Source organism: Pseudomonas mucidolens (assembly GCF_900106045.1).
GTDB classification, from domain to species: Bacteria; Pseudomonadota; Gammaproteobacteria; order Pseudomonadales; family Pseudomonadaceae; genus Aquipseudomonas; species Aquipseudomonas mucidolens.
Map to the genome: position 1 here is coordinate 1,902,085 of NZ_LT629802.1, position 15,837 is coordinate 1,917,921.

A 15,837-nucleotide genomic window follows, 5' to 3' on the forward strand; every position below is an offset into this window, starting at 1 on the left:
TCAGCCTGAGTTCACCACGCGATACTCAATACCCACCCGAGGACCGCGCCCGCGGCCACCACCAGCCAGGCTGGGAGTTTCCAGAACAGCAAGGCGACCAGTGCGAGCAAGGCCAGTGCGAAGTCCTGTGGCTGCATAATCGCACTGGTCCATACCGGCTGATACAGCGCCGCCAACAACAGACCGACCACCGCCGCGCTGACGCCCGCCAGTGCGGCCTGTGTACGTACGCTACGGCGCAACTGTTCCCAGAACGGCAGAGCGCCAAAGATCAACAGAAAAGACGGCAGGAAGATGGCTAGCAAACAGACGATGCCAGCGACCCAGCCCGAAGGCGTGTCCATTGACGCGCCGAGGAAGGCGGCAAAGGTAAACAGCGGACCGGGCACGGCTTGCGCGGCGCCGTAACCTGCAAGGAACACGTCATTGCCGACCCAGCCACTGGGCACCACTTCAGCTTGCAGCAAGGGCAGCACCACGTGGCCGCCACCGAATACCAGCGATCCGGCGCGGTAGAAGGCATCTACCAATGCCAGGGTGTGGCCAGGCAGCCAGCGGACCAAGAGCGGTAGACCCACCAATAGAACCCCGAACACTACCAGCCACACCGTTCCGGTGCGGCGGCTGAGGGTGATTGGCAGTGGATCGTGTTCGCCGCCGTGCGTGGGTTTGAACAGCAGGAGTCCGACCAGGCCCGCTGCGATAATCACGCTGACCTGCGTCCACGTGGATGGCAGTAACAGCACCACACACGCGGCGCTGAGCATGAGTGTCACTTTCGGCACGTCTGTACACAGGTTGCGCGCCATGCCCCAGACCGCTTGGGCAACGACCGCCACGGCGACTACTTTGAGGCCATGTAGCACGCCAGGTGCAAAAGCGCTGCCCCGCTCGGAAATGCCCGATGCAAACAGCATCAGCGCAATCGCCGAAGGCAGGGTAAAACCCGCCCAGGCCGCCAATGCTCCACCATACCCAGCCCGGGACAGACCCAGCGCGATACCGACCTGGCTGCTGGCCGGTCCCGGCAGGAATTGGCAGAGCGCGACCAGGTCGGCATAGCTGCGCTCGCTCAACCAGCGGCGTCGGCTGACGAACTCGTCGCGAAAATACCCCAGATGGGCAACGGGACCACCGAAAGAGGTCAAGCCAAGGCGCAGGAAAATCACAAACACCGCCCAAGGGCTGCTGCGTTTGCTGGGGTCGATGGGTGGCATGCAGGGTGCGTCCTGATTCGTACAGTACGGATTTTGCTCACCGTATCGAATTTTGCCCCTTTGCGGCAGGTTTTTTTACTGCACTGACACGGGTGTCCAAGCGCTGCTGCCGATCACCGGCAGCAGCCGTATCCGTCGGGCTCAGAACGTGTACTTCGCCGTCAGCGCATAACTGCGCGGGTCGCCGTAGGTGTCGGTCGAGCCCCAGGTAGTACTGGTGCCAATCGCCGAATAGTAGACACGATCAAAGATGTTATTCGCATTCAGTTGCAGGTCCAGGTGCTTGTTGACCTGATAGCCCGCCATCAGATCGGCGACGGCGTAGCTGCCTTGTTCAAGGCGATAGCTGCCGCCGCCGACCAGGTCCAGGTCGTTATACATGCGGCTCTGCCAATAGACGTTGCCACCGATGCGCAGTTTTTCCAGCGGGCCCTGAAAGCGATACAGGGTCGAGACTTTGAACAGATGCTCGGGAGTATCGCTCTCAAACTGTTGGTTTTCTTTGGCGGCGTCAGAGTCCTTGATGTAATGGGTTCGGGTGTAGGTATAACCGGCGGCCAACTGCCAGTTTTCGGTCAGCGCGCCTTGCAGTTCCAGATCGATACCCTGGCTGCGGATCATGCCGGAGGTGTCGTAGCAGGTGAGGACCGGACAGCCGAGTTGCGTCGCGGCTTGGGTGGCGCGGTTTTTCTGGTCCATCCGGAACACGGCCAGGCTGGCATTGAGGCCGCCATTGAAGTATTCGCCCTTGATACCGACCTCGTAGTTCTCGCCCACGATCGGCTCGAGTGTCTTGCCGGCCAGGTCCTTGGACGATTGCGGGGTGAAAATGTCGGTGTAGCTGGCGTACACGGAATGGTGGTCGTCAAGCTTGTAAATCAGACCCGCATAGCGCGTCAGGTTGCGGGTGACCTTGAAGTCGGCATCGCCGGCACGGTCGTCGAAGTCATACCAGTCCAGGCGCCCACCGAGAATCACGCTCAGCGGTTCGGCAAGGCTTAGACGGGTGGTGAGGTAGACCGCATCCTGGGTGGTGATATCGTGGCTTTTACCGCTGCGCACGAAGTCAGGCTTCGGCGCCGCAATGGGCAGGCCGAGGTCGTAGGGACTGTATTGCTTGGTGGTTTTGTCGTAGATGCGCTTGCTGGTGCCCACGACTATTTCGTGGGTGCGACCAAAGGCTTGCACCGGCCCGCTGGCATAGGCATCAAAAGCCAGTTGCTTTTCATCCTCTCGGGACTGATAGGCGGTGGTTTCCAGCGGGCCGTCGTAGCGCGACAGATAAGTGCCCGAGAACAGACCATCCAGGGATGAAGATGAGCCGGCGATGTTGAGTTTCCAGCCGTTGTCGAAACGATGTACCAGATCACCGAACACGGTATCGACCTGCAGTTCCTTGTTTTCCCAATCGCTGCCGGGATAGGTGGAGCGGGGCAGGTTCAGGTGATGCCCGTTGGTGCCGATGGGCAAGCCGCCCCAGAACAGGTTGGTCTGGTCCTCCTGGCGCGAGAAGCCGAGGGTTGCGGTGGTGCTGTCGCTCAGGTCGGCTTCGCCAATGGCATAGAACAGCCCGTGGTCGGATTCCTCTTTGTCGCGGAAGCTGTTGCGATCGCGGTAAGAGCCCACCACTCGTCCACGCAAGGTGCCACTTTCATTCAAGGGGCTTGAGGCGTCGAATTCACCCCGGTAGTCATCCCAACTGCCGGCCGCACCGGTCAGCGTCACCCGCTGGTCGGCGGTAGGGCGCTTGCGCACCATGTTGATGGCTGCCGAAGGGTTGCCGGCTCCGGTCACCAGGCCGGTCGCGCCCCGAATCACCTCGACGCGGTCGAACATCGCCAGGTTTGGCTGGACGCCCATGCTCCATCCGCTATAGGAGCTGGGCAGGCCGTCGTACATGATGTTGTCGATGTCGAAACCGCGTGACTTGTAAGTCTGACGACCTGGACCGCTGGATTGGCTGAGGAATAGGCCGGGAGTGTGTTTGACCACGTCATTGACGCTGGTCATGGCCTGGTCGTCCATGCGCTGGCGAGTGATGACGGTCACCGCTTGCGGCGTTTCACGCATGCTCAGGGGCAGTTTGGTTGCCGTCTGCATGACACCGGTGGTGTAGGAGCCGGTATCTTCGGTAGTTGCCCCGAGCTGGTCGCTGGTGATGTTGGTGGCGCCCAGTTCCAGCGTAGCGGGTGGTTGCTGCCCGGTCTGCGCGTCGAGCGCTTGGGGGACGGCAGCGGCGGCGACCGGAGAGCTGGCGACACAGATGGCCATCGCTACCAGATTTGCTGAAAAACGCTTAGGGTGTAGCGCGACTTGCTCCGACATGAATCTGACTCTCCTGAAAGCCTTCCCAGGCAAACACTAATGTTTCTGATAATTGTTCGCATTAGTGTGGCAGATTGTTTTAGCTCAAAAAAGCCTTGAGCAAGAAACAGTTAACAAATTTTTCAGGTTTCCGTGGCTTGACCAGGAGGTGCCTGGCCTTAGTCTGATGGTCCGCGTTGAAGCGCTGGGTGTTGATCATTTCCTGGGCCTTGATGCGACCAGCGAGATCAAGAATCGCGCTCGCCTGGAAATTCTGTATAAGTTAATGGGAACCAATATCAAATGACAATTTATTCATGTATCTTGCCCGGCATCTTTTTGGCCGAGCGTTTCCCGCGCTTGGCGTCTATCCAAGGGCAAGTCATTGATGCGTCGGCTTATGGTTTCTCTGTGCGTCCTCCAGGCCTCTTCTTTTAACGTTTGGGCAGAGGAGCCGGTCGCGGCTGATCCGGCCACCTTGCAGCTTCAAGCCATCGACATCACGGGCGAAGAGCAGGTTGAAAGCGCTTATGGTCCGGTAACGGGCTACCACGCCACACGTTCGGCCAGCGCCACACGTACCGACACCTCGATTCATGAAACCCCGCAGTCGATTACCGTGGTCTCCCGCGATGTAGTGGAAGACCTCGGCGCCACTCGCTTGCAAGACGCGTTGGATTACGCGGGAGGCGTGGGGCGCGCCAACAACTTTGGTGGCCAGGGCCTGACCACCTTTACCGTGCGCGGTTTCACCACCGGTGAGTTTTACCGCAATGGCTTCCCGGTCAACCGTGGCTACCCGAACATGCCCGATGCCAACACCATCGAGCGTCTGGAAGTGTTGCGCGGACCAGCCACCATGCTGTATGGCCGGGGTGATCCAGGCGGCACCTTCAACGTCGTGTCCAAGCAGCCGTTGAGCGAACGCACAGTCACTCTCGGCAGCCAGATCAATGATCAGGGCATGCGTCGCGGCACCCTCGACACCTCCGGCCCGCTGGACGAAGACGGGCGTTTTTCCTATCGCCTGAACGTAGTGGGCGAGGGCGGCGATACCTTTCGTGATCACGTCGAGACTGAGCGCTACGGCATTGCCCCGGTGTTGAGCTGGCAGGTCAACGACAGCACCCGCGTGATATTCGAGGGTGACTTCATGCGCAACAACCACCCGCTCGACCGAGGCGTCACGCGCTATCCGGCCCAGCGTGGCACGGCCTCGCGCAGCACGTTCTTCGGTGAGAAAGACGCCGGCAAATTGCACAACGACAACAACATGGCGCAGTTGCGTTTCGAGCATTCGCTCAACGATAACTGGACCTTGGCCGGCGGCATGCAATGGCTCGATGGCACCCTGCAGGGTAACGCCGTCGAGGCCGAGGGGCTTGGGTCCGATGGCCGGACCCTGGAGCGTAACTTCAACTATCGCAAGCTGGAATGGACCGACCGCGACTACCAGCTTAACCTCACCGGCAAATTTTCCACCGGTGCGTTTGAACATACCTTGCTGACCGGCATCGAGTACGAGGATTACGATTACAAGTCGATCATCCAGCGTTCCTCCAAGGTTCCCGGAACGTACCCGATCGATATCTACGACCCGGTCTACGGCCAGCCGCGTCCACCGCTGACGCGCACGCCCACCCATGACAAGGAAAACCTCAAGACCTACGCCGCGTTCATCCAGGATCAAGTGGCCCTCACCGAGCGCCTGAAAGTACTCGCCGGCGCGCGCCTCGAGCGGTTTGAGCATGACTACCAGACCTACGTGTCGGGCGCCACAAGCTGGACTGCCAGTGATAATGCGGTCACCCCGCGCCTGGGGTTGATCTACGACCTGACCGACACGCTGGCGGTGTATGCCGATACCGCACGCTCGTTCAAGCCCAATACCGGTGCCAGCCGCCAGAACGCTGGGTTCAAACCGGAGAAAGGCAAATCCTATGAAGTGGGGATCAAGTGGCAGGCCCTGGATCGCCAGTTGAGTGTTGACGCGGCGCTGTACCAGATAGAAAAAACCAACGTGCTGACCGCCGACCCGCTAGACAGCACCTTCAAGGTCGCCACCGGTGAAGTACACAGCCGTGGCTTCGATCTGACCGTGGCCGGCAACCTGACGCCCGAATGGCGAATGATCGGCGGTTACGCTTATGTGGATGCCGAAGTGGCAAAAGACAGTGTGGTCAAGTCCGGCACACGTTTGCTCAATATCCCGCGCAACAGCTTCAGCCTGTTGAACGTCTATGAGTTCCAAGACGGTGGCCTCAAGGGCCTGGGTCTGGGTCTGGGCGGCAAATATGTCTCCGAACGTGCCGGTCAGCAAACGGCCACGGCGTTCATGATGGACAGTTACAGCGTTGTGGATTTACTGGCGTACTACAAGGTCAACGACAAGATCCGCCTCAACCTGGATCTGAAGAACCTGTTCGACGCCGATTATGAAGAAGGCGCCTTCGGCAACTACGCCTACCCAGGCGCGCCACGTACGCTGCAGGCGGGTATCTCCTACACGTTGTGAGCAAGGTGTTTGGGGGCAGGTTGGGGAGACACTCCAACCTGTCCATACTTGGCGGGACTAAAGAACTAGTCCTTGCACATAGCCTTGGCCAGCACCCGAGAAACCTGGTCGGCAGAGTAAGGCTTGGCCAGAAACTGAAAACCCTCGTAGCCATTCTTGGCCAACTCCTCGCTGTAACCCGACGTCAGGATCACCGGCAAGCCAGGCCTGCGTCGACGCAACTCCTTGGCCAGCGCCACGCCACCGATGCCAGGCATGACCACGTCGGAGAAAACCCCATCGAACGCCATGGCGTCCGGGCCGACCATCTCCAGCGCTTCGTCGGCATGGGTCGCCCAGACGGTCTGATAGCCAAGGTCCTGCAGGATCTGATTGGCGAAACGGCCGACTTCCAGATTGTCCTCCACGATCAGAATGCGTCGTCGTGTCCTGTCCAGGGCCGGTTCGAGGACTGCCTGTGCATGGCTGTCGAGTCCCGCGTCAGGCTCTACCTGCGGCAGGTACAACGTAAACACCGTGCCTTCGCCGACAACGCTGGCGACATCGACATTGCCCCCTGACTGCTTGGCGAATCCAAACACCTGCGACAGTCCGAGACCTGTGCCTTTGCCGACGCCCTTGGTGGTGAAGAACGGTTCGAAGATGTGCTCGAATGTCTGTGAGCAGATGCCCGTCCCGGTATCCGTGAGGGAGATCGCAACAAAAGCTTTTTTCGAGCCGCCATGCCCACGTATGCACGGCAGCGGACGGTCGCCCTCCAGGCGCAGCACTAGCGTACCTTGGCCGTCCATGGCGTCCCGGGCGTTGAGCGCGACGTTGATCAACGCGGTTTCAAATTGGCTGGAGTCGGCGCGGATATAGCAACTGCGTTCGGGTAACTGCACCTGCACATGAATACGTGCGCCAGTGACCGTTTCCAGCACGTCGCCAATATTCCGGACGCGCTGGCCGGCATCGAATATTTCCGGGTTCAGTGGCTGACGTCGAGCAAACGCGAGTAATTGGTTGGTCAATTTGCTGGCACGCTCCACCGTGTCGGCCACCGCATTCATGTAACGTTGGCGACGTTCCTCGGACAGGTCGGGTGAGCGCAGGAAGTCCACCGACGAGCGAATGATCGTTAGCAGGTTGTTGAAGTCATGTGCCACGCCGCCCGTCAACTGACCGATGGCTTCGAGTTTCTGTGATTGACGTAGCGCCGCTTCGGTCTGGATCAGCAGGGTGGTGCGCTCTTCGACCCGTTGCTCCAGGGTCGCATTCAAATCCGCCAGCGCCGATAAACCTTCGCGCACGATGGCAGCGGCGCGAACCCGTTCGATATGAGCCCAGGATCGTTCTGTGACTTCACCCAACAACGATAGATCGTAGGACGACCACTGGCGTGGCTTATTGTCATGGATCGCCATCAAGGCGGCCAAACGGCCATCTTTCATCAGCGGCATGCACAGCGTTGCCGTCACCCCAAGGGCTTGAAAGGATGCCGCTTCCGCCGGCGGCAGTTGCAGCAGGTTGTCATCAATAATCAGCGGCTCACCCGCTTGCAGGCGACTGACCGCCAATTGCCCGAAACCGGCCAGGCTGTAATGCCCGACGATACTCGGTGAGCCTGGCGCCGCCCAGTTACCGCGAATGGTGAAGCTATCTTCGTCGGGCTCCATATCCGCATAAGCACAGTTGGACAGTTGCAGGTGCTTCGCCACTACTTCTGTGGTCGCCGCCATGATGCTCGCCGGATCAGTGGCGCTGGCGATTGCGCCGCTGATTGCGTCCAGCACCGCCAGGCGTCGCGCCATGAACACTGCGTTGGTGGTTTCGGTAACGGTGTCGAGCATTCCCACCACAGCGCCGTGAGAGTCACGAATCGGGCTGTAGCAAAAGGTGAAATACGCGTGTTCCGGACCGACGCCGCGTTCGATTATCAACGGGAAATTTTCAATATAAGTGGCGCGCCCTTCGAAGGCCGCGTCGGCGATAGGCCGGATAACCTCCCAGGCTTCCTGCCAAACGGCGTTGAACGGCTGGCCCAGCGCCTCAGGTTTGTCGCCAAGAATGGGCACGAAAGCGTCGTTGTACAACATGATCAGCTCGGGGCCCCAGACAATCGCCTGAGGGAAATGCGAGGCGAAGCTCAGTGCCACCGTGGTCTTGAGCACATCTGGCCATTGCTCCATCGGTCCGAGCGGCGTGCTCGCCCAGTCGTGGCAGCGCACCCGTTCGGCCATTTCACCGTCGCCTTGCAGCCAGTCATTCATTTGCCCACTACCTTGTTTTCCGGATCGCCTGTTGCTTGATTGATACAGGATACCAAGCAACAGACCCAGGCAATCTCCGCCAGTTCAGCGCGAATATTGTTGGTACTTATTGCGTGCCGAACAACGTAGTCCAATAGATCCCGGCATCGCTTTTCGGATCCAGCCCGTAAGCGGCGCCCAGCTCCTGAAACTGTGGATTCATCAGGTTTGCGCAATGGCCGGGGCTGGCGAGCCAACCGTCGACCACCTTGCGCGGTGTATCCAGGCCGGCAGCGATGTTTTCGCCGATATTTTTCGCAATGTAGCCCGCCAGTTCCGCGCGATCGCCGGGTGTACGGCCATCGCGGTCCAGGTGATCGAAGTAGTTTTTGTTGGCCATGCTGCGCGAGTGGCTTTCGGCGGCGTTCGCCAGTTGGGCATTCCAGGCCAGGGGTGTGGTGGCTTTAAAGGCTTGCGTACCGCACTGGCGCGGTTGCTTACGGGCGGCGTTGATCATCTCGAGCACTTGCTGGCCGGCCGTTTGCGAGCTGGCCAGGCCGCTGGTCAGCAGTGGGCGGGCGAGGACGATGCGCCAGTCCTGGCCGTTGTTGCTGACGCCGATGTCGACGAATTGCGGATCCAGGACCACGCGACAGAAACTTTCACGGACCGCTTTCATGGCCGACTGGGCGTCCCGAGGCCCGGACAGGCTGATGGCCTGGACATTGACCATCGGGTAGGCCACCTGAGCCAGCGCCTGTTGTAGGTCGCCGACATTATTGACTGGCAGCACCAGTCGCGGATCGACCGCCAGCGGCGGCAGTTCCTGGGAACCCTGGTCACCACAGCGCTGCACCTGGTTGCGGTACTGGTTGATCGAGTCGACCAATTGACTCTCTTCGCTCGCCGATGCCGTGGCGCAAAACACCAGACTGGTGGCCAGCGTCGTAAAAACCATCATCAATGACAGCGCGCGCATGGACGTTTCCCTTGAGCATGAAAATGCACATGATGCGCGATGAAAGGGCTCCATGCACCCCTTGGCGGTTTTTTTCCCTGCTCAAGGTGCTGGTGCATTCAACGCCGGACTCGACGGGCGATTCATGGCCAGCGCCAACGCCAGTAGGATTAACCCCAGCGCCACGCCAAAGGTGACGTGCAGGCCATTGCTCACGGCTTCGGGTGAGGCGCGGTTGAGATCTCCGGTGACCCAGGCAAACAGCGCAGCCAATGCCCAGGCACCGATGATCAGCCCCAGGTTGCGTGAAAGGTTCAACAGGCCTGCAATCACACCTCGGCGGTCAGGCGCAAGGTCGTTCATCACCGAGGTGTTGTTGGCTGTCTGGAATTGGGCGTAGCCGAGAGTGAGGATCACCAGCGCGCCGATGTAGCCGGTGATACCGACCTGCTGTGGCATCAGCGCCAGCAACAAACACCCGGCCAGCATCGCGATCAGCCCGACCAGGATCATGGCCCGACAGCCGAAACGCTCGGTCAAGCGTCCGGCCGGCACTCCTGCCAACGCGGCAACGCTCGGTCCGACGGCCATTGCCAAGCCCATCCAGGCCGGGTTGAGCCCGACACCCCGGGTCAGGTAAAACGGTCCGGCCACCAGCGTGGTCATCATCACCGCCATCACCAGCATGCTCATGATCAGGCCGGCCCCGAGCGGCCGGTTGCGCAGTGTCGCGATCAGGCTGAACGTGGCTTGCCTCGCAGGCGCCGCAGTTGGCTCTAAGCTCAAGGCGCGGCCGGTGAGGACAAGGGTCACGAGCCCCAGCGGCACCAGGCTCAGGAATAATCCGCGCCAGCCGAACCCGGCGATCATCACACCGCCGATCGCCGGCCCGGCAGCCGTACCGATCGCCGACATGCTCCCGAGCAGGCCCATGACGCGGCCGGTGTGCGCCTTGGGCACGGTCTGGCCGGCCAGGGCCAGCGCCATTGTCATCATCATCGCCGCGCCGAGTCCTTGTATCGCGCGGGCGGCGATAAGCCACGCCAGGGACGCCGCCGCGCCGCACAAGGCGGATGCGACGACAAACAGCAGCAAACCCGCGAGCAACAGGCGGCGGTGACCAAACCGATCGCCAAGTCGGCCGACACTGACAATCATCGCGGTGATGGACAACAAGTACGCCAAGACAATCCACTGCACCATTGAAAAGGCGGCATCGAACGCCCGGGCCATTTCGGGCAGGCCGACATTCGCGATACTGGTGCCCAGCGATGCCAGCAGTGTGGCCAGTGACAGGCTGGCGAGGCCGCCGCGATGGGGAATAGAGGTCATATCGGATTCCTGGTTTGGGCCCCCGCCAAACGGGCAGCTGTCAGAAATCTACGACGTCACCTAAGATGGCGGAAGACGCAGCGATTGCACGTTATACCTGCATCAGACGCCATGAAAGGAGCTGCCCCCGTGTCGCATCCCGATTTCAACCTGCTCGTTACCCTGGATGTATTGCTGGCCGAAGGCAGCGTGGCACGTGCCGCCCAGCGCCTGGGCCTGAGCCCGTCAGCCATGAGCCGGGCCTTGGCGCGCTTGCGTGAAACCACCGGTGATCCGCTCTTGGTACGTGCCGGACGAGGCCTGGTGCCAACGCCGCGTGCGCAGCAACTGCGCGCCCAGGCCAGCCAGTTGGTGCAGGACGCCGAAGCCGTGCTGCGACCGGTGCAGGCGCTGGATCTTACGCAACTGGTGCGGACCTTTATCCTGCGCACCAGCGAAGGTTTCGTCGAAAGCTTCGGCCCCGCGTTGATCGCGCGTGTGGCTGAACAGGCTCCAGGCGTGAGGCTGCACTTCGTCCACAAGCCGGACGGGCAGGGTACGCCACTGCGCGACGGCAACGTTGACTTGGAAACCGGTGTGGTCGACGAACACGCCCATCCCGAAGTCCTGACCCAGCTGCTGTTCCGTGACCGGTTTATCGGGGTGGTGCGTCACGACCACCCCTTGAGTCGCGGCGAAATCAGCGCGCAACGCTACGCTGCCGGCAAGCACATCTACGTGTCTAGACGCGGTCGGGCACGTGGGCAGATTGACGATGCGCTCGACGCCCTGCAACTCACGCGCGAGGTGGCCTGCATCGTTACTGGCTTCTCCACGGCGGTGGCACTGGCGCATCGCACCGACCTGATCGCCAGCGTCCCGGAGCGCTACACCAGCGGCTTGCGTGACGGCCTGCACAGCTTCGTCTTGCCCATCCACTTGCCGGCGTTCAGTGTGGCGATGCTCTGGCACCCACGACTGGATGCCGATCTGGCGCATCGTTGGTTGCGTGGTTGTTTGCGGGAGGTGTGCGCGCAATGATTCAGCGTATATACCTGACCGGTGCTTCGGGGGCGGGTGTGACCACGCTGGGCAAAGCGCTGGCTTCGGCCCTGCAACTGCCGCATGTTGATGTGGACGATTACTACTGGTATCCCACGGACCCACCCTACGTACAATCGCGGCCTGCGGGTGACCGCGTTGTTTTGCTCAAGCAGGCATTGGTGCATGGGCACTGGGTGTTATCCGGCTCATTGGATGGTTGGGGCGACGAACTGATCGTGGACGCGCAGCAGGTGGTGTTGGTTGATACGCCGACGCCGCTGCGAATCGAGCGCCTCAAAGACCGGGAGGTGTTGCGCTTTGGCGAGCGCGTTGCACCCGGTGGGGATATGCATGCTGCCCATCTGGCCTTTTTGGCCTGGGCCGCGGGCTATGACCGTGGCGCATTTGCCGGGCGTAGCCGGCCACGTCATGAGGCGTGGTTCAAACAGTTGAAACAGCCTTCCCTGCGAGTTGATGGCAGTCGGTGCGTCGAAGCGTTGCTGCAGCAGGTACACTCTTCCCTGCCTTAAATGCGAAATACCAGGAAACAGGAATTCGATGTACACCCTGACTCATTACCCAAACCCATGCCCGGAACCCATCAACAGCCAGATTCTGCAGATGGTGGTCGATTACCTGACTGACATCAGCATGGTCGCGATTCCTCCGAGCAACCTGCTGTACAACGTTTATCAGTATGCGATTGGCTACGAGGTGCATCTGTACCTGGAGGCGGTCGGCGGTTCCAGGGGGATTGCGGTTGAGTTGATCGTTGCATTCGACGAACAGGACCCCGACAAGGTCATCGGCTTCCTGTTGTACCTGCCAGTCAAGGACGATCCCGAAGCCTGCGGCGTGGCGTATCTGGCGGTGCACGCGGCCTGGCGGCGTAAAGGGGTGGCGCGGGCAATGCTGCAGGACATGCTCGGCCGCTATCCCCATGCCGAATTGACCTGCGCGGTGGAGAAAGTGCCGGCGTTCGAGTCCATGGGTTTCAACGTTCGCGGCGTGCGCGGCACTCAGGTGTTGATGAACACCCGTGACTACAGCACTGCTGGCCTGATGGGCCTGTTGGACGTGGCGTCGATCTATAGCTCGCTGGAAGTGCGGCAGATTCATACCTACCTGCTGCAAAAACACGGCAAGCGGGCAATGATCGACGCCGAGAAACAACGGGACCGGCATTTTGACCAGATGACCCGCAAGGCCCAGGCGTTTGTGCAAGGGCGGCAGGTATAGCCCTCAGTTCTTCAGCCGCGTGCTTCGATTGACCATCGCCTTGATGGTTTCCAGCAGTTCTTCCTGGGCCTGCACGGGGCTGATTTCACCGCTGGCCGCGGCCTGGGACAGTGCCTCGGCCGCGCCCAGCATGGCCCGCAGGCCGGCCAGCGAGATGTCGCCCGAAGGGGCGAACGGCGCGAGTACATCGCGGCACTTGAGCATGAAAATCATCTCGTACTCGCGCTTGAGGGTGTCCAGTTCCGGAGCGCCGCTCAAGGCAGCAATCACCCCCGGTATCTCGCGACCCTGAAGCAGTACGCAGTCGACATAGGATGAGGCGATCACCCAGGCCCGACCCTCAAGGCTCGGCTCGCTGGCCGCCAGAGCTTCTGCGAGCAAGGCGTTCTGGCGTTCGTCAAAATCCTTGTACAACGCCGCCAGCAAGCCTGCACGCGTGGTGAAGTGGTCGTACACCACCGGTTTCGTGATCCCTGCCATTTCCGCCAAACGTCCTAACGTCAGCGCTTCGGTGCCTTCTTCACGTACCAGTTGCCAGGCCACGTCCAGTAACTGGCGCAAACGATCTTCCCGGGAAAGGCGGCGGCGGGGCGCAGGTATTTTTGTGCTTGACATGCTTATATACCAAAAGTAACTTACTAATCGTAACTTAACTCAGCTTATCACTGGAGCATCCGTCATGCATGCGCTTATCGTTGTCGCTCATCACGACCCTCGTTCATTGACTCATGGCCTGGCCGCGCAGGTCGCAGCGGGTCTTGCCAGCGAAGGGCATACATCTGAAATCGCTGACTTGGCCGCCGAGGGGTTCGATCCACGGTTCACCCTCGCTGATCATACCGTGCACCGCGCACGCGCCACGCCGCCGGGCGATGTTCAGGCGGAGCAGGCACGCATCGACCGCGCTGACGCGCTGATACTGGTCTACCCGATTTATTGGTGGTCGATGCCGGCGCTGCTCAAGGGCTGGATCGACCGGGTATTCAGCAATGGCTGGGCCTTGGAGTACGACATGCAGACTGGCAAAACCATAAAGAAACTGGGGCGTTTGCGCGTGCATCTGCTGGGCGCGGGCGGAGCCGATGAAGGCACGTTCGAACGTCATGGTTATGCCAATGCCCTGCGTACGCAGATCGACCACGGGATCTTTGATTATTGCGGCGCGCAAGTGCTGAGTTCGCAGTTGTTGCTGGAGTCCGAGTTGCGCGCGCCGCAGGTTCATCTGGAAGCCGCATGGCGCACTGGGCAGGGGATCTTTGCCGGTGCGAAACGCAATGAAACAGCGGTGCTATCGGTCTAATCCGAAACCGCTCATCAGCCCTCTCTGAACAAGTCATGGGCATCGAGCAAGCGATAGGCAATCTCTGGCCGTTTCTCCAGGCCCTTGCGAATTGCCGCCGGAATCGATTGCCGGGTTTTGCGACAAAGCCCCGGCAGTTCATCGATAGCGATTTGAATCCCGCGCATGCTTTTGACTTCGGTGTGGCCGGGGGCGATGTGTAGGCGAATGCCCAGTTGCTGATGCATCAGTTGCTGCATACGCTCCAGATCCGCCAGGCTTTGCAGGTTCTCCAGGCGTTCCAGCAGGCGTTTTTCTTCTTGGCGGGTCAGTTGCAGAATGCGCTGGTCTGCGTCGGGAAGCGCCAGCAGTCGCTCGCGCTCGCAGTCACAGAGAGCGGGTGGGCAGGGCTGGCGAATTGTCATGATCACTCCCTCCCCACGTTGGCGCCTGATACTCAGTAGCTGAGCTGAACGCCGAGACTGCCCAAGGCGTTCCAGTATCCAGGGTAGGTCTTGCCGACACAGTCCGGGTCCTGGATTTTAATGCCTGAGATTTTCAGGCCTGCCAAGGCAAAGCACATGGCGATGCGGTGGTCGGCGTGGGTGTCGATCAGGGCGTTGCAGGAAGTGCCTGCAAGTGCTGGATCGCTGGCCACCAACAGATCGTCGCCCTCGATCGTCGCCAGACCGGGGCGGATTTCGTTAAGGCCGTCGTGCAGAGCCTGAACCCGGTCGCATTCCTTGACTCGCAGGTTGGCGAGTTCGGTGAAACGCACCGGCGTATTGTTGAAGGCCGCGAGTACCGCCAGCGTGGGAATGGCGTCCTGCATTTGCGAGCCTACAACGCAGGCCGGCATCTGTGGAAATTGCGCGATCACTGCCTGGGCCTTGGCGTCGGGCTGGGTGAAATCTTCTGGGGCGACGCCCAAGTCAATCTTGCCACCGGTGAGCACTTGCGCGGCCCACAGGTAGGTCGCGGCGGAGGCGTCAGGTTCGATCAGGTAGTCGTTGGCGGTATAGCCGGTTGGGGCTACGCGCCAGGTGCTGTCGTCGACCACTTCCACCTGGGCACCGAACGCGCGCATGCAGTCCAGTGTGAGGTCGACGTAGCCACGGGCGCCGATGTCCTTGCCGGTCAACGCCACTTCAATCGGAGCTTCGCCACAGGCGGCGAGCATCAACAGGGCCGATACGTATTGGCTCGACAGGCCGCCGTCGATCTCGAAACGCGTGGCCTGAACCCGGCCTTCTCCATGCACGGTCACCGGTGGACAACCGCTGGGGCTATCCACCCGGATACCATTCTGGCCCAGAGTTGCCAGCAGCGGGCCGATGGGGCGCTTTTGCATGTACGCGTCGCCATCCAGCACCACCGATCCCTGGACTGTAGCGACCGCGGCGGTGAGAAAGCGCATCGCGGTGCCGGCGTTGCCGAGAAACAGCGGTTGGGCGGGTAATTGCAGCTTGCCTTGGCCGGTTACGACGAAGGTCACCTCATCCGGTTCATCGATGACCACACCCATCTGCCGCAACGCCACGGACATATGTCGGGTGTCGTCGCTTTTCAAGGCACCACTCAGACGGCTGGTGCCGTTGGCCAGGGCTGCCAGCAACAGGGCGCGGTTAGTGATGGATTTGGAGCCGGGCGGCGCTACCTTGCCGTTCAATGGAAAATTAGGCGGTGTAACGGTCACGGTTTTCTGCGAACTCAAGGGACAAGGCTCCTAATTCAGGGCG

14 protein-coding genes are annotated in these 15,837 nt (G+C 60.7%); 6 read left to right on the top strand and 8 right to left on the bottom strand.

Going from position 1 to position 15,837, the window contains the following annotated elements; translation table 11 throughout:
• Nucleotides 1-11: 11 nt before the first annotated feature.
• Both chrA and BLU75_RS09070 read right to left on the bottom strand, forming a co-directional pair.
• Nucleotides 12-1,217, bottom strand: coding sequence for a chromate efflux transporter (gene chrA / locus BLU75_RS09065; protein WP_084381453.1), 1,206 nt, complete (start codon nucleotides 1,215-1,217; stop codon nucleotides 12-14).
• 141 nt (nucleotides 1,218-1,358) lie between these two features.
• The gene (locus BLU75_RS09070; protein WP_408634501.1) at nucleotides 1,359-3,488 is read right to left on the bottom strand and encodes a TonB-dependent siderophore receptor; all 2,130 of its coding nucleotides are present in this window, start codon (nucleotides 3,486-3,488) and stop codon (nucleotides 1,359-1,361) included.
• Between the two features lie 118 nt (nucleotides 3,489-3,606).
• Between BLU75_RS09070 and BLU75_RS27225 the strand changes: the two genes are divergently transcribed.
• Nucleotides 3,607-3,828: a hypothetical protein gene (locus BLU75_RS27225; RefSeq protein WP_130909271.1), complete on the top strand. Its 222-nt coding sequence runs from the start codon at nucleotides 3,607-3,609 to the stop codon at nucleotides 3,826-3,828.
• An 81-nt stretch (nucleotides 3,829-3,909) separates the two neighbouring features.
• A complete protein-coding gene (locus BLU75_RS09075) occupies nucleotides 3,910-6,036 on the top strand; it encodes a TonB-dependent siderophore receptor (RefSeq protein ID WP_084381451.1) in 2,127 nt (708 codons plus the stop codon).
• A gap of 65 nt (nucleotides 6,037-6,101) precedes the next feature.
• Here the strand turns inward: BLU75_RS09075 and BLU75_RS09080 are convergent, their stop codons facing one another.
• From BLU75_RS09080 to BLU75_RS09090, 3 genes are all read right to left on the bottom strand, one after another.
• Nucleotides 6,102-8,288, bottom strand: coding sequence for a GAF domain-containing hybrid sensor histidine kinase/response regulator (locus BLU75_RS09080; protein ID WP_084381450.1), 2,187 nt, complete (start codon nucleotides 8,286-8,288; stop codon nucleotides 6,102-6,104).
• Between the two features lie 106 nt (nucleotides 8,289-8,394).
• On the bottom strand, nucleotides 8,395-9,246 hold the full coding sequence (locus BLU75_RS09085; RefSeq protein ID WP_084381449.1) for a CAP domain-containing protein: 852 nt from the start codon (nucleotides 9,244-9,246) through the stop codon (nucleotides 8,395-8,397).
• A gap of 81 nt (nucleotides 9,247-9,327) precedes the next feature.
• Nucleotides 9,328-10,557: an MFS transporter gene (locus BLU75_RS09090; RefSeq protein ID WP_084381448.1), complete on the bottom strand. Its 1,230-nt coding sequence runs from the start codon at nucleotides 10,555-10,557 to the stop codon at nucleotides 9,328-9,330.
• A gap of 129 nt (nucleotides 10,558-10,686) precedes the next feature.
• Here BLU75_RS09090 and BLU75_RS09095 point away from each other — a divergent pair, with 129 nt between their 5' ends.
• The 3 genes from BLU75_RS09095 to BLU75_RS09105 are packed head-to-tail and all read left to right on the top strand — an operon-like array spanning nucleotide 10,687 to nucleotide 12,819.
• Complete coding sequence (locus BLU75_RS09095; RefSeq protein WP_084381447.1) at nucleotides 10,687-11,577, top strand: LysR family transcriptional regulator; 891 nt, start codon at nucleotides 10,687-10,689, stop codon at nucleotides 11,575-11,577.
• Nucleotides 11,574-12,110 (top strand): P-loop NTPase family protein, encoded by a 537-nt coding sequence (locus tag BLU75_RS09100; protein ID WP_084381446.1) that lies wholly within the window; start codon nucleotides 11,574-11,576, stop codon nucleotides 12,108-12,110. The genes BLU75_RS09095 and BLU75_RS09100 overlap by 4 nt, the downstream gene beginning before the upstream one ends.
• A 28-nt stretch (nucleotides 12,111-12,138) precedes the next feature.
• The gene (locus BLU75_RS09105) at nucleotides 12,139-12,819 is read left to right on the top strand and encodes a GNAT family N-acetyltransferase (protein WP_084381445.1); all 681 of its coding nucleotides are present in this window, start codon (nucleotides 12,139-12,141) and stop codon (nucleotides 12,817-12,819) included.
• A gap of 3 nt (nucleotides 12,820-12,822) precedes the next feature.
• Here the strand turns inward: BLU75_RS09105 and BLU75_RS09110 are convergent, their stop codons facing one another.
• Nucleotides 12,823-13,434 (bottom strand): TetR/AcrR family transcriptional regulator, encoded by a 612-nt coding sequence (locus BLU75_RS09110; protein ID WP_084381444.1) that lies wholly within the window; start codon nucleotides 13,432-13,434, stop codon nucleotides 12,823-12,825.
• A 64-nt stretch (nucleotides 13,435-13,498) separates the two neighbouring features.
• Between BLU75_RS09110 and BLU75_RS09115 the strand changes: the two genes are divergently transcribed.
• On the top strand, nucleotides 13,499-14,119 hold the full coding sequence (locus tag BLU75_RS09115; RefSeq protein WP_084381443.1) for an NAD(P)H-dependent oxidoreductase: 621 nt from the start codon (nucleotides 13,499-13,501) through the stop codon (nucleotides 14,117-14,119).
• A gap of 14 nt (nucleotides 14,120-14,133) precedes the next feature.
• Here BLU75_RS09115 and BLU75_RS09120 read toward each other — a convergent pair whose 3' ends face one another.
• Nucleotides 14,134-14,523, bottom strand: coding sequence for a hypothetical protein (locus BLU75_RS09120; protein ID WP_084381442.1), 390 nt, complete (start codon nucleotides 14,521-14,523; stop codon nucleotides 14,134-14,136).
• A 32-nt stretch (nucleotides 14,524-14,555) separates the two neighbouring features.
• On the bottom strand, nucleotides 14,556-15,812 hold the full coding sequence (aroA, locus tag BLU75_RS09125) for a 3-phosphoshikimate 1-carboxyvinyltransferase (protein WP_084381441.1): 1,257 nt from the start codon (nucleotides 15,810-15,812) through the stop codon (nucleotides 14,556-14,558).
• Between the last annotated feature and the right edge of the window lie 25 nt (nucleotides 15,813-15,837).

Bases quoted from the DNA above. Each gene is read 5' to 3' on its own strand.
- chrA (WP_084381453.1), bottom strand. From the start codon at position 1,217: ATGCCACCCATCGACCCCAGCAAACGCAGCAGCCCTTGGGCGGTGTTT.
- BLU75_RS09080 (WP_084381450.1), bottom strand. From the start codon at position 8,288: ATGAATGACTGGCTGCAAGGCGACGGTGAAATGGCCGAACGGGTGCGC.
- BLU75_RS09090 (WP_084381448.1), bottom strand. From the start codon at position 10,557: ATGACCTCTATTCCCCATCGCGGCGGCCTCGCCAGCCTGTCACTGGCC.
- BLU75_RS09100 (WP_084381446.1), top strand. From the start codon at position 11,574: ATGATTCAGCGTATATACCTGACCGGTGCTTCGGGGGCGGGTGTGACC.
- BLU75_RS09070 (WP_408634501.1), bottom strand. From the start codon at position 3,488: ATGGCCATCTGTGTCGCCAGCTCTCCGGTCGCCGCCGCTGCCGTCCCC.
- BLU75_RS09115 (WP_084381443.1), top strand. From the start codon at position 13,499: ATGCATGCGCTTATCGTTGTCGCTCATCACGACCCTCGTTCATTGACT.
- BLU75_RS09120 (WP_084381442.1), bottom strand. From the start codon at position 14,523: ATGACAATTCGCCAGCCCTGCCCACCCGCTCTCTGTGACTGCGAGCGC.
- BLU75_RS09110 (WP_084381444.1), bottom strand. From the start codon at position 13,434: ATGTCAAGCACAAAAATACCTGCGCCCCGCCGCCGCCTTTCCCGGGAA.
- BLU75_RS09075 (WP_084381451.1), top strand. From the start codon at position 3,910: ATGCGTCGGCTTATGGTTTCTCTGTGCGTCCTCCAGGCCTCTTCTTTT.
- BLU75_RS09105 (WP_084381445.1), top strand. From the start codon at position 12,139: ATGTACACCCTGACTCATTACCCAAACCCATGCCCGGAACCCATCAAC.
- BLU75_RS09085 (WP_084381449.1), bottom strand. From the start codon at position 9,246: ATGCGCGCGCTGTCATTGATGATGGTTTTTACGACGCTGGCCACCAGT.